Annotated in this window: 16 protein-coding genes and 1 tRNA gene; 14 read left to right on the top strand and 3 right to left on the bottom strand. The window is 42.6% G+C overall.

Going from position 1 to position 21,534, the window contains the following annotated elements:
* Positions 1 to 116 precede the first annotated feature (116 nt).
* Positions 117 to 896 (bottom strand): hypothetical protein, encoded by a 780-nt coding sequence (locus tag LK416_07115; protein UEA73484.1) that lies wholly within the window; start codon positions 894 to 896, stop codon positions 117 to 119.
* Positions 897 to 1,054: 158 nt separating this feature from the next.
* Here LK416_07115 and LK416_07110 point away from each other — a divergent pair, with 158 nt between their 5' ends.
* Both LK416_07110 and ftsH read left to right on the top strand, forming a co-directional pair.
* Positions 1,055 to 2,284 (top strand): hypothetical protein, encoded by a 1,230-nt coding sequence (locus LK416_07110; protein UEA73483.1) that lies wholly within the window; start codon positions 1,055 to 1,057, stop codon positions 2,282 to 2,284.
* A 136-nt stretch (positions 2,285 to 2,420) separates the two neighbouring features.
* A complete protein-coding gene (gene ftsH / locus LK416_07105; GenBank protein ID UEA73482.1) occupies positions 2,421 to 4,295 on the top strand; it encodes an ATP-dependent zinc metalloprotease FtsH in 1,875 nt (624 codons plus the stop codon).
* A 412-nt stretch (positions 4,296 to 4,707) separates the two neighbouring features.
* On the opposite strand, the gene yfbR is transcribed toward ftsH, so the two are convergent.
* Positions 4,708 to 5,298, bottom strand: a complete 591-nt coding sequence (yfbR, locus tag LK416_07100) for a 5'-deoxynucleotidase (protein UEA73481.1) — start codon at positions 5,296 to 5,298, stop codon at positions 4,708 to 4,710.
* A 289-nt stretch (positions 5,299 to 5,587) separates the two neighbouring features.
* Positions 5,588 to 7,402 carry an excinuclease ABC subunit UvrC gene (gene uvrC, locus LK416_07095; protein ID UEA73480.1) on the bottom strand — a complete coding sequence of 605 codons (1,815 nt, stop codon included), beginning with the start codon at positions 7,400 to 7,402 and terminating at the stop codon, positions 5,588 to 5,590.
* A gap of 188 nt (positions 7,403 to 7,590) precedes the next feature.
* Between uvrC and hprK the strand changes: the two genes are divergently transcribed.
* The 12 genes from hprK (at position 7,591) to LK416_07035 (ending at position 21,464) form a co-directional block, all read left to right on the top strand.
* Complete coding sequence (hprK, locus tag LK416_07090) at positions 7,591 to 8,541, top strand: HPr(Ser) kinase/phosphatase (protein ID UEA73479.1); 951 nt, start codon at positions 7,591 to 7,593, stop codon at positions 8,539 to 8,541.
* Positions 8,542 to 8,544: 3 nt separating this feature from the next.
* Complete coding sequence (locus LK416_07085) at positions 8,545 to 9,486, top strand: ROK family glucokinase (GenBank protein UEA73478.1); 942 nt, start codon at positions 8,545 to 8,547, stop codon at positions 9,484 to 9,486.
* A gap of 245 nt (positions 9,487 to 9,731) precedes the next feature.
* Positions 9,732 to 10,640: a UDP-N-acetylmuramate dehydrogenase gene (murB, locus tag LK416_07080; protein ID UEA73477.1), complete on the top strand. Its 909-nt coding sequence runs from the start codon at positions 9,732 to 9,734 to the stop codon at positions 10,638 to 10,640.
* 1 nt (position 10,641) lies between these two features.
* Positions 10,642 to 11,520, top strand: a complete 879-nt coding sequence (gene rapZ, locus LK416_07075) for an RNase adapter RapZ (protein ID UEA73476.1) — start codon at positions 10,642 to 10,644, stop codon at positions 11,518 to 11,520.
* 16 nt (positions 11,521 to 11,536) lie between these two features.
* Positions 11,537 to 12,508, top strand: a complete 972-nt coding sequence (gene whiA, locus LK416_07070) for a DNA-binding protein WhiA (GenBank protein UEA73475.1) — start codon at positions 11,537 to 11,539, stop codon at positions 12,506 to 12,508.
* A 35-nt stretch (positions 12,509 to 12,543) separates the two neighbouring features.
* A complete protein-coding gene (locus LK416_07065) occupies positions 12,544 to 12,774 on the top strand; it encodes an HPr family phosphocarrier protein (GenBank protein UEA73474.1) in 231 nt (76 codons plus the stop codon).
* Positions 12,775 to 12,871: 97 nt separating this feature from the next.
* Positions 12,872 to 15,361 (top strand): sel1 repeat family protein, encoded by a 2,490-nt coding sequence (locus tag LK416_07060; protein UEA73473.1) that lies wholly within the window; start codon positions 12,872 to 12,874, stop codon positions 15,359 to 15,361.
* A gap of 22 nt (positions 15,362 to 15,383) precedes the next feature.
* A complete protein-coding gene (locus tag LK416_07055; protein ID UEA73472.1) occupies positions 15,384 to 15,599 on the top strand; it encodes a hypothetical protein in 216 nt (71 codons plus the stop codon).
* Between the two features lie 120 nt (positions 15,600 to 15,719).
* Complete coding sequence (locus tag LK416_07050) at positions 15,720 to 17,000, top strand: ATP-binding protein (protein ID UEA73471.1); 1,281 nt, start codon at positions 15,720 to 15,722, stop codon at positions 16,998 to 17,000.
* A 5-nt stretch (positions 17,001 to 17,005) separates the two neighbouring features.
* Positions 17,006 to 17,078: transfer RNA gene (locus tag LK416_07045), tRNA-Thr, on the top strand.
* Positions 17,079 to 17,275: 197 nt separating this feature from the next.
* Positions 17,276 to 17,836 carry a DUF5662 family protein gene (locus LK416_07040; GenBank protein ID UEA75881.1) on the top strand — a complete coding sequence of 187 codons (561 nt, stop codon included), beginning with the start codon at positions 17,276 to 17,278 and terminating at the stop codon, positions 17,834 to 17,836.
* 76 nt (positions 17,837 to 17,912) lie between these two features.
* Entirely contained in the window at positions 17,913 to 21,464 is a 3,552-nt protein-coding gene (locus tag LK416_07035) for a DNA polymerase III subunit alpha (protein UEA73470.1), read from the top strand.
* Positions 21,465 to 21,534: the final 70 nt, after the last annotated feature.

The raw sequence follows: 21,534 nt of genomic DNA, 5'->3' as shown, positions 1-21,534 counted from the left end.
AAAAACTCCATCCATAGCGGATCATATTCAGAGAGAATAAGGGCTGCTGTGGATGGAGTTTTATTTATATATGATTATTCTATAGTTTATAATGCTTGCCGTTAGGCATACGGATGTTATTTACATAAGATGTTTATCATATAGGGAATTGCCAGATAATTGTCTGCCTGATCCTGTAAAAAGGAGGTGATATTCTTATAAGGAAAGATTTTTGTCTCACAATCATCAGGAGAGTTCTGTGTATTAGAGCAGACCGCCTGATTACCAGAGCCGAATGCGGCCTGATCTTCAGACACGATTGCCTCCGCGGTTCCGACATATGCCGATAAACTTGTTTTTATCATTCCGGCATCTTCGGGTATACATTCTTTGATATGTATATCTTCCGCCCGGTATGATACATGATCCGGGACAAATGGATGAAACTGTCTGTTCAGAACAGGATTGATCCGGTCATACTCGCCATAGAACCATTTGTCAGAGAAGAAGTCCGCAAGCGGGATTCGTGCCTCCTGCCCTTTGAGAAGCCTTACAAATAAGGGATGCCTGGTATCGACAGAGGGAGCACCGGATTCATCTTCAAAGACAAAAAAATGCTGCCAGAAATCCGTCACATAACTGGCATCCAGTTGTAAATGAGCAAGAATCCCCAGATCGATAGGAGAAAGCTCCTGATTCCCATACAGAGCATAAACCGCTGTCATGTCCGGATATTTCGTGATCTGATATTTCTGGTATAATGGACGAAAATGCGTTCGCTCTTTATCCGATGTGACATCGGGAAGGATGCATCCAAGCATGAATTCTTCTGTAAATGTCTTAGATATATTTATTTGTTTTTTTAAATTATTTAAAATCATTTCGCCTTCTACAAGGTGCATCAAAAATCCTGGCATTGTCTTGACCTTCTTTCTCAGATAATAATAGATAGTTTATAGTAGAGTGTCAAGCACGGAGAAATAAGCTGCACCATTCATTTCCGGTGTTGACGAAATATGGAAAAGGCTTTAAAGTAAACGACAGAAGTACATTTGTTTGAAAAGAGGTGCGGTATATGGGTACAAAGCTTTGCCCGATTTGTGACAGTTCGGTAAATAGTATTAATTTTTGCAAGACATGTAAGCGGTTTGTTACTCCAATCGAGAATAATCATACATTTTATCTGAATGAAAGACGAAGTGATGTAGATTATCAGCGAGATTATAATTTTGACGGAGATGTCTATGATTATAGTGCGGATAAGATGGAGGTAGAAGATATTGTATCTGACTGCCATGATGAATTTGAATTCGACAGGGATGAGCGAAAGGATTTTCATGACGGATTCGGATCTGATCATAATGAAGATTACAACCGGAAGGAGAAACAGAAAGCATATTCTGACATACAGAACGGACAGACTAAATCGACAGAGGGAGAATGGAAATCCTGGCAGAATCGTGCACCGGGAACTTCATATAATACAGGAAATAAGAAAAAGAAAGCATCTGCGCTTGCTATTATCGGTGTCATTATTGGTTTATGCTGCGAATTTTTACCGGTCATATTTGATCATATAAAGGATGATTCGTATGAGGCAGATACAGAAGAAGAGTATATAGAAGATGATACTTATATGGATCAGGATACGGAATGGGACAACGAAGACATAGATGATGCTTCACTTGTTGCTCCGGACGGCTATATGTATTATACTTCTCCCGGAGAAAAACAGGGAACAGAAGGTAATTATTACACGGCACTTTCAGCAGAAGAAGTGTCAGAGGATGGCGGGGAATGTACTCTGGTTGGTCATTATGATGGCACAGCCATGGCGGATTTTGAATCTGATATGCTTGCAGGCGCGCAGAATATGGGAATCGATCTGCAGGCGGATGAGTATGGCAGATATCTTGGACTCTATAAGTATGACGATGGAAATACCTGCTATGAGAAAAAAGATTCATTTTATGCAGATATGGGATTCCTTCGTGTTGCGGTCTATGGAGATTATAACTCTGACAGAATTCATTCATTGATGATTGCACAGAAGATTCAGGATGACAATGATTATTACCGTATGGATGATATATATACGATAATTGCAAATGCTCTTGATGAACCGGATCTGGAATCCGGAAGTGGTTATGATTCTATTATAGCAGGGCTCCATACTTTGCGTGATGCGACGGATACATCAGATGAAACGGGAAATAATTATACAGAAGTACATATTGGAGAATGGGAGATATCGGTTTCACGTCTGGGAGGCTATCTGTACGTTGATATGTATGTAGAGCAATAAAAAGGTTAAATCTTCATGAACAAAAATGCTATTATATTGCAAGCAAAAAAGAATATGTCTATAATGAATGCGAAATTATCAGAAATACATACAAAAGAAAGATACAGTATAAGAACTGTATAAAAGGAGGTTCCGATTGGACAATAATTTACCGGAAAACAGTAACAATAATAACAACAGCAATAATAACAATAATAATGGAAATAAAGGGAAAAACAACCGCTCGATCATTGTGATCCTGGTTATTTCCATTTTACTGACATTTTTATTCTGGCGCGTATTTGACCGGGTGTCATCCGGCAGAGAAGAGGAAGTCACATATGGTCAGTTTATCGAGATGTTGGATAAGGGCGAGGTTGGTTCTGTAAAGATCTACGGAAGCAAGATCGTATTTGAAAATAATGCTGATGATAAGCTGATCAGTAAGACCAAATATACAGCAACCAGAATATCGGATGACAGTCTGGCAGAGAAGCTTCGTCAGGCAAAGACCAAATATGGAACAGAATATGAAGGTGTAGATGAGAGTGGAAGTGCTATGGTTGGTACGATCATTTCTTATATCGTGATGATCGTTGCATTCTATCTGCTGTTGTCGATGATCATGAAACGAAGCGGCGGCGTAGGCAGAGCCAATGCGAAGATCTACGTTGAGAAGAAGACGGGCGTTACCTTTGCGGATGTAGCCGGTGAGGAAGAAGCAAAAGAGTCTCTGACAGAGATGGTTGATTTCCTTCACAATCCAAAGAAATATCTGGATATCGGTGCGAAGCTGCCGAAGGGTGCGCTGCTTGTCGGCCCTCCGGGAACCGGTAAGACCCTGCTTGCAAAAGCTGTGGCAGGTGAAGCAAATGTACCATTCTTCTCTATGTCCGGTTCCAGCTTTGTAGAGATGTATGTCGGTGTGGGTGCTTCCCGTGTCAGAGATCTGTTCAAACAGGCGACACAGATGGCACCATGTATTATATTTATCGATGAGATCGATGCGATCGGAAGAAGCAGAGATTCCAGACATGGCGGAGATTCCGAACGGGAGCAGACCTTGAATCAGCTTCTTGCGGAGATGGATGGCTTTGATACATCAAAGGGTATTGTAATTCTTGCAGCAACGAATCGCCCGGAGGTACTTGATAAGGCACTTCTTCGTCCGGGTCGATTTGACCGCAGAGTTATCGTAGAGAAGCCGGATCTGAAGGGAAGAATCGATACACTGAAGGTTCATTCCAAGAATGTCAAGATGGATGAAACCGTTGATCTTCATGAACTGGCACTTGCAACTTCAGGTGCAGTTGGTGCGGATCTTGCAAATATCATAAATGAGGGAGCACTGGCAGCCGTTCGTGATGGCAGAAGCCTGGTTTCTCAACAGGATCTGATCGGCGCGGTAGAGGTTGTATTTGCCGGCAAAGAGAAAAAGGATCGTCTGCTCAGTAAAGAAGAAAAACAGATCGTTGCTTATCATGAAGTCGGACATGCATTACTTGCTGCAATTCAGAAACACACTGAGCCAATCCAGAGGATTACAATCGTTCCAAGAACAATGGGATCTCTGGGTTATGTATGGCAGGTTCCGGAAGAAGAAAAATATCTGGGATCCAAGAAAGAGCTGGAAGCAGAGCTTATAACCCTGCTTGGCGGACGTGCAGCGGAAGAATTGAAATTCGACTCGGTGACAACAGGAGCATCAAATGATATCGAGAAGGCGACCAAGACAGCCAGAGCCATGATAACCATGTATGGTATGTCAGACAAATTCGGTATGGTGCAGCTTGAATCGATAGAAGGGCAGTATCTGGACAGAAATCTTGCCCTTCAGTGTTCGGATGAGACCGCTACCAAGATCGATAAAGAGATCCGTGATATGCTGCGAGATTCCTATAATAAAGCAAAAAGACTTTTGTCTGCTCATATGGCAGCCCTGGATTCCATCGCCAGCTTCCTTATAGAACATGAAACGATCACCGGCAAAGAATTCATGTCGATTCTTGCTCAGGTGGAACCACAGAGATAGGTGCAATACCGCACATGGACGGTTATATCACACAACTATTATTCCGCAAGACGCTTGCGCTCTATTTCCACGCAACGGTGCTAAGTTCTCCGCCTGTGGCGGTTCACTAAGAACCGGCGTGGAAAAAGGCTTGCTACATAACAGTGTGTAATATAACCATCCATGTGCGGTATTTTTGATATTCCCTAAAAAACATATACCACCGCATAGTTGCAATATGTTGTGGTAGTTTTAAAAATGCCGTTTTTGGCGTGGCATGTAATACACTGTTATGAAGCAAGCCTTTCCGAGCGTCGGTACTTAAGTTGCGTATTTTGCAACTTTATGTACCGTTACGTCGAGGAATAGAGCGCAAGCGTCTTGCGGAATAATAGTTGTATTACATGCCACGCCAAAAACGGCATTACTAAAATTAAAATTGAAGTTGGTCGAGGTTTTTGCCGTAGGCAGGGAGGAAGTCGGACAGGAAATGGGTAACTTCCGGAAGGTCGGCAGCAAGCTTGTCGACAGCAGCCTTTGTGGATTCGTAGGCACTGGAAAATTCCGGATTGCCGACAGAAGTTTCTTCCATACATTTGATAAGAGCGGACAGCTTATCCGCAGCCTTTACAAGCTTCCAGATATATTCATCCCCGGACTGACGAAAGAAGAGCGGTTCATACTGTGGCTTCATCTCATCCGGCAGTTTGTTTAACAGCTTATAGCAGGCTGTTTTCTCGATCATTTTAAATGATTCCTTGATGTCATCATTATAATACTTGACCGGAGTCGGCATATCACCGGTTATGATCTCTGAAGCGTCATGGTATAGCCCGATCAGAGCAGCCCGTTCCGCATTCAGATCCTTTTCGTAGTAAGTATTGCCGATCACGGCAAGGGCATGAGCGATAATACTGACTTCCAGACTGTGTTCACACAGATTTTCTTCCCTTGTATTCCGCATCAACGCCCAGCGGTCGATGTATTTCATTCTCGAAATCATAGCAAAAAAATTATATTCCATCTTTCAATCTCCTTGTTGTATGTATGCAGATATTTGCAAAGATATATACCCGCTACACCTTGTTTGAACTAAAAACCGCCCACAGTCTGGAATATTGCATACTGTTATGCAGCAAGCCTTTCCGAGCGTCGGTACTTAAGCTGCGTCTTTTGCAGCTTTATGTACCGCTACGTTGAGGAACAGAGCGAAAGCGTCTTGCGGAATAATAGCTATGCAATATGACAGACCTAGACCTCTGGTGGCTTTTTCGTTCTAATACAACTGGGTAAATATCTGCATACAGATTATCTTATTCCTTGTGGAAAAATTCGTACACCATTTCGGCGGCGTTCCGGTTCATGGATGACACCTGCATCAGTTCATCGACGGATGCCTCCCGGATCTTTGCGATATCCTTGAAATAGCCCATCAGATCCTTTCGTCTGGCAGGGCCGATGCCCGGTATATCCTCAAGGATCGAATGTACCTGAGATTTGCTTCTGAGGCTTCTGTGATATTCGATGGCAAAACGGTGGGCTTCATCCTGCAAACGGGTGACCATGTCAAATGCCTGAGTATTTTTCGGAAATTCCACTTCTTTATTGTTAAAATACAGACCTCTGGTTCTGTGGTAGTCATCCTTTACCATGCCGCAGACCGGAATGTTCAGATGCAGCTCGTTAAGAACCTCCAGAGCAATGTTGACCTGTCCCTTACCACCATCCATCATAAGGATGTCAGGATAGACCTTAAAACGTTCATCGGTAAATCGTCTTGTCAGAACTTCACGCATACTGGCGTAGTCATCCGGTCCGTCGATCGTTCTTAATTTGAATTTGCGGTATTCATTTGGCCTGGCTTTTCCATTTTCAAAGACCACCATTGAAGCAACCGAATGGTAGCCGCTGATGTGCGAGATATCGAAGGCTTCCAGCCGTTTGGCCGACGGAACTCCGATCAGCTCCGCCAGTTCCTTTGCTGCGCCTTCTGTTCGTGCCTGCTCCCGTTTCAGCTTTTCTGTATCCTGTGTCAGAACAAGAAAGGCATTGTCGCGCGCAAGCTTTAACAGCTTGGCTTTGTCACCTTTTTGAGGGGTGAGGATGTGCACAAGATTCCCCCGCCGCTCGCTTAAGTATTGTTCGATCAGCTCCTGCTCATTTACTTCATGCTCCAGAATGATCTCCTTAGGGAGAAATGGAGTAGAAGCGTAATACTGCTTTAAAAATGCAGCCATAATATCTCCATAAGATTCCGACTGCACACCGGTCATATGGAAATGCTCTCTGCCGATCATCTTGCCGTTACGGATGAAGAAGACAGAGATAACGCCCTCGTTCATGTTGTTGGCAGCCATTGCGATCACGTCACGGTCATCGGTTGTTGTGTTGTCAACACGCTGTTTTGATGCGATATGTTTAATGCTTTCGATCAGATCACGAACCTCTGCCGCCTGTTCAAATTCCATGTCGGCTGCAAGCTGTTTCATCTTTTCTTCCAGCTCCTTTACCGTCTGCCGGTGATGTCCGGTCAGAAAATGAATTGCCTGTTCCACCTGCCTGCCGTAGTCCTCTTTTGAGATGTAACCCTGACAGGGAGCCTTGCATTGCCCAATGTGGTAATACAGACATGGACGATCCAACCCTGTTTCCTGCGGTAGCTTTTTGTTGCAGCTACGCAGATGATACAGCTTCTTTAACAGATCAATGGTATCCTTGACGGCACCTGCATTAGTATAAGGACCAAAATATCTGGCATGATCCCGGTGCATCTGATGCGAGAACAGAATACGAGGAAAATCCTCGTTGACTGTGATCTTGATGTATGGGTAGCTTTTGTCATCCGTAAGCATGGTATTATAGTGCGGACGGTGTTCCTTGATCAGGTTGCATTCCAGCACCAGCGCTTCAATTTCGGATTCGCAGATGATATATTCAAACCACGCGATGTGGCTGACCATTTTTTCGATTTTAGGTGAGCGTTTATATCCTGCCTGAAAATACTGGTGTACCCGGTTATACAGATCAATGGCTTTGCCGACATAGATGATTTCATCGGTCTTATTATGCATCAGATAGACACCCGGTGTATGAGGCAGTTTTTTTAATTCTTCTTCAAAATTAAACATACTTTGAATTAATTTCCTTTCCGCTGTTTATTCTAAAAATAACAGGTTCACACATAAAAATCAGTATAACACAAGATACAGAAAACAGGTGGCTTTTTTCCTGAAAAAATGAATTGATGAATTGACGATAAATAGGTTGTAGAATATAATGAAACAAGAACTGAAACTAGGGAAAACAGGAGGAGAAGATGGTTTACAGTATAACAGTATCCAAACTCATAGAGAAAATGAATCTGAAGAATTATACACCGGAGATCGATACCGATAAGGTGCTGATCCAGGATCCGGGTATGAACCGCCCGGCGGTACAGTTTGGAGGATTCTTTGAACATTTCGATGCAGGACGTATCCAGATATGCGGAAATGTAGAACATGCCTATATCGCAGCAATACATACAGAGGAAGAAAATATCAAGATCATAAATGAATTTTTTTCGTATAAACCGCCATGTCTGATATTCTGCCGGGATCTCGAACCGTATGAATTTATTATAGAAGCAGGAAAGAAGCATGGAGTGCCTGTCCTTACATCCAGTGCAGTTACATCTGCATTTGTACATGAGGTAGACCGTTGGCTCCATGTAGAATTGGCACCAAGAATATCCGTACATGCCGTACTGGTCGATGTATACGGCGAAGGTGTTCTGATCATGGGCGAGAGTGGCATCGGTAAATCAGAGGCTGCTCTGGAACTGATCAAGAGAGGGCACCGTCTGGTTGCGGATGATGTGGTAGAGATCAAGAAGGTCAGTGATGCTACTCTGGTTGGACGTGCACCGGATATCACCAGACACTTTATCGAGCTTCGTGGTATCGGAATCATTGACGTAAAATCCCTGTTTGGTGTAGAATGTGTAAAGCTGGATCAGAATATCGATCTGGTTATCAATCTGGAAGAGTGGAGCAAGGATACGGAGTATGACCGTTTGGGTCTGGAAGACCAGTATACGGAATTCCTTGGAAATAAAGTCGTAAGTCATAACATCCCGATCCGTCCGGGTAGAAATATCGCGATTATTGTTGAATCTGCCGCGGTTAACCACAGACAGAAGAAGATGGGATATAATGCAGCACAGGAATTATATAACAGAGTGACGCAGAATATCATGAAGGGCAATGCAAATAAGGAGGAGCAGTAGAAAATGGCAAACTATGTATTTGGAGTAGACATCGGAGGAACAACTGTAAAGATCGGTCTGTTTACAATACAGGGCGAGATGGTTGAGAAATGGGAGATCACAACAAGAACAGATGAAGGTGGAAAGTATATTTTAAACGATATCGCAGCATCTGTTGAAGATAAACTGGCAGAGAAGAAGATCGAGAAGTCTGATGTGGCAGGTGTTGGAATGGGTGTTCCGGGTCCTGTAAAGGCAGATGGAACTGTTATCAAATGTGTAAATCTTGGATGGGGAATCTTCAATGTAGAAGAAGAACTCAGTAAATTATTAGACCTTCCTGTGAAAGCCGGAAATGATGCGAACATGGCAGCCCTCGGCGAGATGTGGCAGGGTGGCGGAAAAGGCCACAAGGATATCGTCATGGTAACACTCGGAACCGGTGTCGGCGGTGGTATTATTTTAAATGGAAAGATGCTCGCAGGAACCAACGGTGCAGGCGGGGAGATTGGACATATCTGTGTAAATGATGACGAGACAGAAGTCTGCGGATGCGGCAACAAGGGCTGTCTTGAGCAGTACACATCAGCAACCGGTATCGTTCGTATGGCAAAGATCATTTTAAATACAACAGACAAGCCATCCAAGCTTCGTCAGATTCAGTATATCTCAGCGAAAGAGATATTTGACGCAGCAAAAGAAGGTGATGAAGTTGCGGCAACACTGGTAGAGAACCATGGAAAGGTTCTTGGAAAAGCACTTGCACAGATTGCCTGTGTAGTAGATCCTGAGATCTTCGTGATCGGTGGCGGTGTATCCAGAGCAGGAGATATACTTATCAATACAACCGCTAAATATTTTGCACAGTATGCTTTCCATGCATGCAGACAGACCAAGTTCGCACTTGCTACACTTGGTAATGATGCAGGTATGTATGGTGGCGCATGCAGTATACTGAACCAGTAAAATGTATTAAGTAAACTATGTGTAAATTACATAAATTGGATTGAAACACCCTGAAATTTCTATACATTTTTAATATTGAATTCTAAAAGCCTTTAATGTATGATATTGTGTGGTAGCGTTCGAGATTTTGAGAAATCAACCGGAACAGCATGCAAAATCTTATATTAAGGGCTTTGTTTTGTCTATCAGGTTTGAAAGATTCTTGAGAGTTCGGAATAGAAAACAGGTCAGGAGTTTGTAGTTGTATGGCATCGTTTTATGAGAGAGCAGCAGCGATCACAGGAGAAAACAGAATAAAAACAAAAGAGCCTTTGAACCGATATACAACTTTTCGGATAGGCGGGGAAGCAGATTTTATGGCAGAACCGGAAAAACCGGAACAGATCGCAGAGCTTGTAGATCTGTGTAAAGAAGAAAACGTTCCATTTTTTATTATGGGAAATGGAAGTAACTTACTGGTATCAGATAACGGCTATCGTGGAATGATCATTCATATAGCAGATGGAATGTCTAAAATCATGGTAGATGGAACAAGGATCACTGCACAGGCCGGTGCATCCCTGATCAAAGCAGCAGTAACGGCAAAACAGCATGAACTGACCGGAATGGAATTCGCATCAGGAATACCGGGAAGTGTTGGAGGTGCTGTTTATATGAATGCCGGAGCATATGGAGGAGAGATGAAGCATATTATTTCATCCGTAAAAGTGCTGGATCAAAACGGACAGATTTATGATATTTCAGGTTCGGATATGGAATTTGGTTATCGCCACAGTAAGGCTGAGAAGGATGGTCTGGTCGTATTGGAAGCTGAATTTGAGCTTCAGACAGGAGATGCAGCTCAGATAGATGCAGAGATGAAGCGACTGGCAGAATCCAGAATTTCAAAGCAGCCACTTGAATATCCGTCGGCAGGTTCGACCTTTAAGAGACCGGAGGGATATTTTGCAGGGAAACTGATCATGGATGCAGGACTTCGCGGTTATACTGTAGGAGGAGCCCAGGTATCAGAGAAACATTGTGGTTTTGTGGTGAACAAAGGCGGCGCAACAGCGGCTGATGTCATGCAGTTGGTAAACGATGTAAAGAAAATGGTAAAAGACAGCTCCGGTGTGGATCTGGAGCTTGAGATAAAGACACTGGGGGCATTCTAGGATGAGATTTGTAATTGTAACAGGAATGAGCGGTGCAGGAAAAACAACAGCGATGAAAACGCTGGAAGATGCAGGATATTTCTGCGTAGATAATCTTCCAATCCAGCTTATCAAACGTTTTGCGGAAATTGCATACGATGAACAGATTCAGGTAGATAATGTGGCGATCAGTGTGGACATTCGAAGCGGAAGAGCGTTAAGCCAGTTGAATGCCTGTCTGAATGATATGAAAGAAAATGGGTATCAGTATGAGATCCTCTTTATGGAGTGCTCAGATGAGAAACTGGTAAAACGATTTAAAGAAACAAGAAGAAATCATCCGTTATCTGCTAAGAATGGAAGAATTATAGATGGTATAAAAAAAGAAAGAGAATTGATCAGCTTTATCAAGGATGAAGCGGATTATATTATAGATACAACGAATCTTCTGGTAAGGGAATTTAAATCTGAACTGGATAAAATATTTGTCCAGAATATGGAATATGGGAATTTTATCATTACCATCATGTCATTTGGATTCAAATACGGAATCCCGAGAGACTCCGATATTGTGCAGGATGTGAGATTCCTGCCGAATCCTTATTATGATGAAGAGCTACGTCCGCTTACCGGAAATGATAAAGTGATTCAGGATTATGTCATGAACTGTGAGGAAGGACCGGAATTTCTGGACAAATTCATTGATCTGGTGCAATTTCTGATTCCCAATTATATTAAAGAGGGAAAAAATCAGCTTGTTATCTCGATCGGATGCACCGGTGGCAAACATCGTTCCGTAACGATTGCGAATGAAGTATATAATCGCCTGCAGAAATCCACATACACTGTGAGAATATATCACCGTGATATCGGAAAAGATGCAGTTGTAAAGAAATTATAGAAAAGGAGTGAGGCATATGTCCTTTTCCTCGGAAGTAAAAGCAGAGCTTGCCAAGAATATCAGCAACGCAAGACATTGCAGAATAGCGGAACTTTCAGGAATGATGTCCATGGTGGCAGATGTGTGGTACAGAAATGGTTCACTCTTTAAATTATGTATAACAACAGAACGAAGTATTATAGCAAAGACAATGGCATCACTGATAAAGGTGTTGTTTGACATCCGTATGGAATGTTCGGTGAAAAGAACAGGTAGTAACAGCCGAATCTATCGAATGGTACTGGATCGGCCGGACGAGATCGAACGGATGCTGCAGACTTTGAAGCTTTCCCCGGATTTTAGGATTTCACAGAAGGGTGTGACAAAAGTAAGCTGTCAGGATATGACAGTGAATCGAATGGTAGTACAGCAACAGTGCTGTAAGCGGGCATTTATCAAAGGTGTATTTATGACATCGGGGTCCGTCAGTGATCCTAAAAAAGGATATCATCTGGAGATTGTCTGTGATAATGAAGACCGGGCGGGAATGATTGAGAAGATTATGGCGGAGCTTGATATCGAGAGTCGTATTATTGCCAGAAAAAAATACAGTGTCTGTTATATAAAAGATGGAACCATGATCGTTGATGTGTTAAATATCATGGGCGCTCACATTTCTCTGATGAATATGGAGAATGTGAGAATATTGAAGGATATCAGTAATAATGTTAATCGCAGGGTAAACTGTGAAGCCGCGAATCTGAACAAAACAGTCAGTGCTGCGGTCCGTCAGATTCAGGATATAAATTATGTGATAGAGACAAGAGGTATCACATATCTCCCGGATAATCTGAGAGAACTGGCGGAACTTCGTCTGGAAGAACCGGATGCATCCCTGAAAGAATTAGGTGAGATGATGAATCCCCCCATTGGAAAATCGGGAGTCAATCATAGATTAAGAAAAATAAGTGAAATAGCAGATGACCTAAGACAAAAGTCGTATGTGTAGGAGGAAAAAATGTTAGAAAAACAGTTAAGGTAGCTATGACCGAAGGAACCGAAGAAAGACCGGTAGCAGTTCTTGTACAGATTGCAAGCCAGTATGAGAGTCAGATCCATCTGGTATCGGATGACAAGAAGATCAATGCAAAGAGCATTATGGGAATGATGAGCATGGGATTTACAGAAGGGCAGGAGATCACAATTATCGCAGATGGCAAAGATGCGGAAGCTGCAGTAAATGAGATCGCGGATTACCTGACAGCAAATGCATAAATTCTTCCGGCAATTAATTGGTGTTTTTATTGCACGCTTTGTTTGAATGTGATAAAATCAATTTATTAATGGACATGTGTCATCGGAGGAAGTAGATATGGGATTTTTTGATGGGATTTTTAAGAAAATACCTTTCGTATCCAGATTTTCTAAAAAGAAAGCACCGGTCAATAACGTAGAGTTACAGTATAATAAGGCGATGAACCTTATGGATAACGGAGATTCGGAAGAATCGGTTAAAATACTGGAGCAGGTTTCAGACATTGGTATAATGGATACCCAGTATAAATCATATGGGGATGACGCCCTGCTTGCACTGGCAGAATTTTATGAAAAGGGTGTTTATCGTAATGCAAAGACAAATGTAGATATGAATAAATCTACAAAATACTACGAGAAGTATGTAAATCAGAACCGTGACGGAGATGTTATTTACAAACTTGCCAAGATGATGCTGGAGATTCAGAATTTCTCAAAAGCAATCAAGTATTTTGAAATAGCCGCAACCGATTATGGCATCAAGGCAGCATATATGAGCCTTGGTTCTATTTATGAGAGCGGATTGAACCGAATCGATGAATATGGAAATAAGAGTGATTTTGTAGTTCCTGCTGATCTGGAAAAGGCAATGCAGTGGTATAAGAAGCTTGCAGATGCAGGCGATGCAAAGGCAAAGGCTTCATATGAACGTGTACTATATGCGAGCACACATGAGGACAGCCTGGAATTTGAAGAAAAAGATAAGCTGTATACAGAGATTTCCCAGAGAAGAAAAGAAAAGGGAAAAGAACCGAGATACAAGGTGATTGAGGCCTCCAGACTTCAGTATCAGTATTCCTATGTACATAATCAGGTGGAAGGTTATATTCACAAGCTTCCGAAAGACTGGGTGAAGACCATCAATGAGTCAACAGGCGAAGAATATTACGCACCAAGCCTTACATATAAAGATTTTGCAATCTATGTTTATTACGACAGTATACCAAAGGATTCTAAGAAGACGTTGGAAAACTATCTGAGATATTGTAATGATGCATTTGACGAAGATTTACAGTTGAAAGCATATATTACAGAGTATGCAGATGGTATCTGCACGACATACTACCATAAGGATATGGAAAAGGGTATTGTTTCATTTGCGTTCTATCAGGGAAGACGACTGGCATGTATGCGTTTCGTATGTGCAACGATGGAGATCATTGAACAGTACGAGGAGATTATCTTCGAGGTAGCAAACTCATTTGCATTTATTGATCCGACACTGGTCAGTGAAGAAAGTGCAAACCGGAGAGATATGCAGTATTACAATGAAGCAATCTACTGCTATTATCTGGAAGATTATGAAGGCGCAATGAAGGCTGCAAAGCAGGCTTTGAAGTTTGGCAGTATCAAGGCAAGTTATCTGCTTGTAGAACTGTATTATGATGAAGACAGTCCATATCGTGATCTGGAAAAAACGATCAGTTATGCAAAGCAGTTATTTGAAGCAACCAAGGATCCTGAACTTGCATTTCTGATCGGAAATGTCTACGATCAGCAGATGAAGGATTACATGAAAGCATTGAATTGGTACGAGAACGCAGAGAGATTGGGACACAAGAGAGTTGCATTCTATCTGGGACGTATTTATTACTATGGTCTGCTCCGTACCAAGAGAGACGGAAGAAAGGCTCTGGAATATTTTAAAAAGGCAAGAGCGAATGGTATACCGGAAGCAGAGGGCTATATTAAGGATCTGGAGGAACTGAAGGGTGAAGATCTTCAGACGGCCGTTGAGAAATGGGAAAGAGCGGTTCAGGCAGGAAGTGAATCCGCGGCAATTAAGATCGCGATGATGAAACAGCAGCAGATTTTCTATATAGCAACGCCGTACGAGATTGAAAAAGCATATCTGGAAGCACTTGGACTTGGAAGTGCCAGAGCAGGATATGAACTTGGACGTATCTATCAGCTTCAGGAGAAACAGGAAAATTATAAGGGCGAGATTAAGAGCATCAAGTATTTTGAGAAAGCCTTTAATGCGAACTTTGATGACTGGGATAAGGAAAACTTATTCAAGGTTATCAATTACAAGGTTGAAAAAGGTCTCGATAACGAAGAGGCTATCAAGCTCTATATTGAAAATGCAAGTATGGGTTACGTTCCGGCTATTGAGAAGCTGTTTGAACTGGTTCCGTTTACGACACAGCAGATTTGGAGTCTGTATGATGCACTGATCGAGCTTGCAGAGACCGGTGATGAGACTGCTATCGTAGCGATGAACAAACTGGAAATGCATTATGTGGATCTGATCATCCGTGAACCGGGTAAGGGACAGAAGATTGTGGAGAATAAGTTCTTCCGCCTGTGCGTTCCAAAAGAGTGCTCAGCAACGATCAATGATGAAGGCGGTACTATCAAGCTTGCCGATTCTGTTGTTGAATTTGCGGTAGCTGAGATGCCTGTCAATGCGACAGCAGAGCAGGATTATCTTAAGATCTATAAACTGATCGTATCAGAGTATCTGCCGGATGAGAATGCAGAAGTTATTATTGCGAACTCCAGAATGATCGGTTCGGCGATCAGAAGTTCAAAGGATAATAGATAATATACATACATACAGTATTCTTTTGATCAGTTCAAAGAACCAGTATATCTTCAAGCTTAGTTCGAAGGATAAACGTGAGATGATGCAGTTCAAGGATGTATTGAATTCGATTGCTAAATCTCTGGTTGAGACCGGCGAGATCTATAAGGCAACAGGTGAAAACAGAAAGAATATTGGTCTTGCATTCCTTCTTAAGGCAAATGAGAATGGATTCCTTTCGATAGGAAAAGATGCTTAATAGAATTTAGAACAGTATGTTTTAAAGCAGTATCTTGCCCGAAGAGTAATTCTTCGGGCAAGTGTCTGTTGAAGCAGTATGTAGAAATGGCAAATGCGTTTGTCGTAGAGGTGAGTACAAATGTTTAGAAATATCATGAACGATCTGGCAACATGGTATGAGATTGGAGAAAATAAAGCAGCACTCATTAGAGGAGGAAAGTTTGTAGGAAAGACATGGGCAGCCCTTGATTTCGCTACAGGCTTTTTTGACGAACACATTCTTATCAATCTGGAGCAGTATCCGGATTTTTGCCAGTATATTTCAAAGGAGCGAAAGCCTGAGAAGCTTCATGCGAAATTAACGACCTCACTGGATAAATACGACTTTCAGGGCAAGTTATTGATTTTTGACAATGTACAGCTCAGTACGATGGCGGTACCAAATCTGGTAGAGTATGCGAAGGTAAGTAACAATGTGCGAATCTGTATGCTTGCAACTGTTAATGGACCGTTACCGGGTGAAGCGGAATGTCAGGATGATCTCTTTGTATACGAGTTGATGCCGATGACTTTTGATGAATTCTTAAAAGCCGGAAAGGGGCGTAAACTCTGGAAATATATCGAGAACCAGAGACTGGAAGGATTGCCGGAAGAGGTACGTAAAAGCATAGATACAATGTTGGATGCATTTTTAGTGACCGGGGGAATGCCGGAAGCGGTAAATGCATATTACAAAAATGAAAATTTTGAAGAAGTTGAAGGTATTTTGCAAAAAACACTTGACAAAATGACCGAATATATAGTAAAAGTAACACCGAAGAAACTTTTAACAAAGGTTATGTTGATCTGGAACAGTATTCCTGTTCAGCTTACCAAAGAGAATAAAAAGTTTATGTACGGATATGTAGATCCCAAGGCGAGAGCCAGAGAGTACGAGTCGTCTGTTGACCATCTTGTACGGATCGGAGTTGTCCGTCAGGTATATCGTATAAGACACGGGGTGTTACCACTTGCAGAGCAGGTGGATGAGAAATCCTTTGAGATTTATCATTTGGATCACGGTCTTTTAAGAATTATGGCAGGCATTCATTATAATGATATAGATAAGACCAATATCGTTGATACGATGGATGGTATGATAGCCGAGCAGTATGCACTAGAAGAATTATATGCGAATAAGAATATTGGCAAGCTGTTCTTCTGGATATCATCTGCAACAGCAAAGGTTGATTTTGTGTATGAAGGTGATGGCGAGGTTGTACCGGTTGATGTACAGACAGAGCCACATACCAAGGCACAGAGTTCCAAGGTGTTCAAGCAGAGATATGACAATGCGACGTCTATCAGAATCTCAACAGATGATATGTATATGAATAACGGACTTTTAAATGTTCCGTTATACGGCATCTGGAATTTTTAACAAACGCCGAAATAGCTCAGTTGGTAGAGCAACGCATTCGTAATGCGTGGGTCGAGGGTTCGAGTCCCTTTTTCGGCTTTAAACCTTATACCCCGAAACCTAAGAGAAAGCAAGGGCTTCGGGGTATTTTTTATGCCTTAAAATGGTTTTAGGGGCAGAATTATGAAAATTCTCAGGTAACTGCTTTCTTGGGTGTTGGCAAAAAGGGTAAAATGAAATACAATAAAAATCGAACAATATTTAGAATGAAATCGGAGATGAAAAGTTTCATGAATATGAACTGGTATAAACATTTGAAAACGATCAACCATCATAAGTGGCTGGTTATGAAGAATTGCTTTCGGGTAGGCTTATATAAACAGGGACTGCTGCATGATCTGTCCAAATATTCATGGACGGAGTTCTCGGTAGGTGTGAAGTATTATCAGGGAGATCGCAGCCCAAACGACGCGGAGCGTGAAGAAAAAGGATATACAAGCGCATGGCTGCACCACAAGGGAAGAAACAAGCATCATCTGGAATATTGGGTAGATTACAGTATGGATCGCTCCGGTGCATTGGCAGGCTGTAAAATGCCGGAGAAGTATGTGGTCGAGATGTTCTGCGACCGGATTGCAGCAAGTAAGAATTATAATAAAGAGAAGTATAATGATTCCTATCCACTGGAATATTTCAGAAAAGGAAAAGCAAGAAGAAATCATCTGCTTCATCCGGAGACGGATGCACTGCTTGAAAGTCTGCTTGTAATGTTGGCAGAAAAAGGAGAAGATTATACCTTTGACTATATACGACGTGAAGTGCTGCATAATAAAAGACCGAAGAAAAAGCAGAAATAAGATCGTTATCGGCAGTAACGTCAGACCGGAGAAAGTATATAAACGGAAGAGAGGCTGAAAAGCCGGAGGGATAAATATGGATTTTACACATTTACATGTGCATACGGAATATAGTTTGTTGGATGGATCGGCGAAGATCAAGAGTCTGGTGAAACGCGCGAAGGAACTGGGGTATGATTCGCTTGCGATCACTGATCACGGCGTTATGTATGGTGTTATTGATTTTTATGAGGCAGCAAGGGCAGAGGGGATCAAGCCGATCATAGGCTGCGAGATCTATGTCAGCCCGGGATCACGATTTGACCGTGAGAATACCAGAGGAGAGGAACGATACTATCATCTGGTGCTGCTGGCAGAGAACAATCAGGGATATAAGAACCTGTCAAAGATTGTATCCAGAGGATTTACCGAGGGATTTTATTATAAGCCGAGAGTAGACATGGAAGTGCTGGAACAATATCACGAGGGTATTATTGCGCTTTCAGCCTGTCTGGCAGGCGAGGTTGCGGTCAACTTAAGAAAGAACAACTATGAGGAAGCCAAAGAGGCAGCGCTCCGTCATTTGAAGATATTTGGAGAAAATAATTATTTCCTCGAGATGCAGGATCATGGACTGGCAGAGCAGGCGACGGTAAATGCGGGTGTTATGCGGTTGTCCAAAGAGTTGGGTATTCCTATGGTCGTAACTAATGATTCTCACTATATCCTTGCGGAGGACTGGGAGGCACACGATGTTCTTCTGTGTATCCAGACGAACCGTAAGGTACATGATGAAGATCGTATGCGCTATACAGGCGGACAGTATTACCTGAAATCCAAAGAAGAAATGTATAAGCTTTTCCCTTATGCGAAGGAAGCGCTTGCAAATACACAGAAGATTGCAGACCGTTGTAATGTAGAGATCGTATTTGGTGAGCAGAAGGTGCCGGAATTTGATGTGCCGGATGGGCTGACAGCCGAGGAGTATCTGGAAAAACTCTGTATGGAGGGTATCAGGAAGCGTTATAATCCGGTAACACCGGAGTTGATGGAGCGCCTGACCTATGAGATCAATACGATCAAGAAAATGGGATATGTGGATTATTTCCTGATTGTATCAGACTTTATAAGATATGCCAAGGATCATGGGATTGCGGTTGGTCCCGGCCGTGGATCTGCAGCGGGCAGTATCGTGGCCTATTGTCTGGAGATTACGAATATTGATCCGATCCGTTACAATCTTCTGTTTGAACGATTTCTGAATCCGGAGCGAGTATCTATGCCTGATATCGATGTGGATTTCTGTTATGAGAGAAGACAGGAGGTTATCGATTATGTTGTCCGTAAATATGGAAAAGAAAAGGTAGTACAGATTGTAACCTTCCAGACGATGGCAGCACGAAATGTTATCCGCGATGTCGGTCGTGCGTTGGATCTTCCGTATGCACTCTGTGATTCGGTAGCGAAGACAATTCCGATGGAGATCGGTATGAATATTGATACAGCTCTGAAGGTCAGCAAGGAGCTGAAGGAGATGTATGAGGGAAATGCAGATGTCAAGCAGTTGATTGATATGGCAAGGAAGTTAGAGGGACTTCCGAGAAATACCGGTATGCATGCGGCTGGTGTCGTAATCGGCAGAGATTCTATCGATGAATATGTACCGCTTGCAAGAGGCGGTGATGATTCGATCATCACACAGTTTACAATGACTACGATCGAACGGTTAGGACTTCTGAAAATGGACTTCCTCGGACTTCGTACTCTGACCGTTATTCAGGATGCGGTGAAGTTCATAAAGCAGGAGACCGGAGTTGATATTGATATCGACCATATCGATTATGACGATAAGAAAGTATTTGAGTTAATTACTTCAGGAAAGACAGAAGGTATCTTCCAGCTTGAAAGTTCCGGTATGAAGAGCTTTATGAAGGAGCTAAAGCCTCAGAGTCTGGAAGATGTCATAGCAGGAATCTCTCTGTATCGTCCGGGTCCTATGGATTTTATTCCGAACTATATCAATGGTAAGGAACATCCTGAGAAGATCACCTATGATGTGCCGGAACTTCAGGAAATCCTGGAACCGACCTATGGCTGTATCGTATATCAGGAACAGGTTATGCAGATCGTTATGAAGCTTGCAGGATATACACTTGGACGAAGCGATCTGGTACGCCGTGCTATGTCTAAGAAAAAAGCGGATGTCATGGCGAAGGAACGACAGTATTTCGTATATGGAAATGAAGAATTAGGAGTGCCGGGCTGTATCGCCCGAGGTATCCCGGAGGCAACTGCAAATAAGATTTTCGATGATATGACGGATTTTGCAAAATATGCATTTAACAAATCCCATGCAGCAGCGTACGCGGTTGTTGCCTATCAGACGGCATTTTTAAAATGCTATTATCCGGTTGAATTCATGGCGGCGCTGATGTCATCGGTAAAGGATAACAGTTCCAAGGTCGCAGGCTATATCCAGTCCTGCCGCCAGATGGGAATCCGGATCCTGCCGCCGGATATCAATGAAGGCTACAGCGGATTCTCAGCAGCCAAGGGTGCGATACGATATGGCATGTCAGGAATCAAGAGTGTCGGAAGTGCAGTAGTAGACCGGATCGTAGAAGAACGGGAGGCAAATGGGCCATATAAAGACATGAAGGACTTCCTGGTTCGTATGACACCGAAGGAGACAAATAAGAAGACTGTTGAGGCGTTGATCCTTGGAGGTGCATTTGACAGCTTTGGCGTGAAGAGACGTCAGATGATGATGGCATATCCGATGATGATCGATGAAGTCTATAAAGAGCGGAAGAATTTATCTGCAGGACAGATGTCATTTGCAGAATTCTTTGGCGGTGAGTTTGCAGAAGCTGCAAAGACGAAATTTCCGGATGTAGAGGAATATGACGAGCAGGAGAAGCTGGCACTTGAGAAATCCGTACTGGGTATCTATATATCCGGCCACCCGCTTCTTGATTATGAGAAACTGATGAGTGAGAAAACGGCATTTTCATCGGTGGATTTCATGATCGATGAGGAAGAAGGACGTGCAAGAGTTCAGGATCAGAGTATCTGTATTCTTGGCGGTATGGTAGCAGATGTTACGGTAAAAATGACGAAGAATAATCAGAATATGGCGTTTGTAACACTGGAGGATATGGTCGGACAAACGGAGATCATCGTATTCCCTAAGAAATATGAAGATTATCGTGAGAAGCTGACGGCAGATAATAAGATCTTCGTAAAGGGACGTGCAACGGTATCCGAGGAGGATGCGAAGCTGATCGCTGAGGAGATCCTGACCTTTGATGAGGTTGTGGCCGGAAATGATTTCAGCCGTTATAATAACAGCGGCAGAATGAAGCCACGCAGAGAAAATGCAGGAAAACCGGAATTTACAGAAGGTGATCTTCAGGTCTGGGTATGTTTTGACGATAGAAAAGAATATGATGAACTGGAGAAGGATTTCCTGTCGATTCTTGAAGAATATAAAGGAAACTGTCCGGTATACATATTCATAAAACAGGAAAAACAGTATAAGAATATGGGCAGAGGTTTTATGGTTGATGGCGCTTCCGGTATTGTTGACCGGTTGAAGCTGGAATATGGTGTCAGCCGTGTGACGGTTCGCCCGAACAAGAAGAAATAGCAGAGTTCCGGCGTGTATATATGGTGGCTGTGAATGATATTTAGAATAGATAAATGACAGGAGGATGCAG

It is taken from the genome of Lachnospiraceae bacterium GAM79 (assembly GCA_020735665.1).
In the GTDB taxonomy this organism is placed as follows: Bacteria; Bacillota; Clostridia; order Lachnospirales; family Lachnospiraceae; genus Coprococcus.
This window is presented reverse-complemented; position numbering and strand designations above follow the sequence as displayed.

Bases quoted from the DNA above. Each gene is read 5' to 3' on its own strand.
- LK416_07115 (UEA73484.1), bottom strand. From the start codon at position 896: ATGCCAGGATTTTTGATGCACCTTGTAGAAGGCGAAATGATTTTAAAT.
- LK416_07110 (UEA73483.1), top strand. From the start codon at position 1,055: ATGGGTACAAAGCTTTGCCCGATTTGTGACAGTTCGGTAAATAGTATT.
- yfbR (UEA73481.1), bottom strand. From the start codon at position 5,298: ATGGAATATAATTTTTTTGCTATGATTTCGAGAATGAAATACATCGAC.
- uvrC (UEA73480.1), bottom strand. From the start codon at position 7,402: ATGTTTAATTTTGAAGAAGAATTAAAAAAACTGCCTCATACACCGGGT.
- hprK (UEA73479.1), top strand. From the start codon at position 7,591: ATGGTTTACAGTATAACAGTATCCAAACTCATAGAGAAAATGAATCTG.
- LK416_07085 (UEA73478.1), top strand. From the start codon at position 8,545: ATGGCAAACTATGTATTTGGAGTAGACATCGGAGGAACAACTGTAAAG.
- murB (UEA73477.1), top strand. From the start codon at position 9,732: ATGGCATCGTTTTATGAGAGAGCAGCAGCGATCACAGGAGAAAACAGA.
- rapZ (UEA73476.1), top strand. From the start codon at position 10,642: ATGAGATTTGTAATTGTAACAGGAATGAGCGGTGCAGGAAAAACAACA.
- whiA (UEA73475.1), top strand. From the start codon at position 11,537: ATGTCCTTTTCCTCGGAAGTAAAAGCAGAGCTTGCCAAGAATATCAGC.
- LK416_07065 (UEA73474.1), top strand. From the start codon at position 12,544: ATGACCGAAGGAACCGAAGAAAGACCGGTAGCAGTTCTTGTACAGATT.
- LK416_07060 (UEA73473.1), top strand. From the start codon at position 12,872: ATGGGATTTTTTGATGGGATTTTTAAGAAAATACCTTTCGTATCCAGA.
- LK416_07050 (UEA73471.1), top strand. From the start codon at position 15,720: ATGTTTAGAAATATCATGAACGATCTGGCAACATGGTATGAGATTGGA.
- LK416_07040 (UEA75881.1), top strand. From the start codon at position 17,276: ATGAACTGGTATAAACATTTGAAAACGATCAACCATCATAAGTGGCTG.
- LK416_07035 (UEA73470.1), top strand. From the start codon at position 17,913: ATGGATTTTACACATTTACATGTGCATACGGAATATAGTTTGTTGGAT.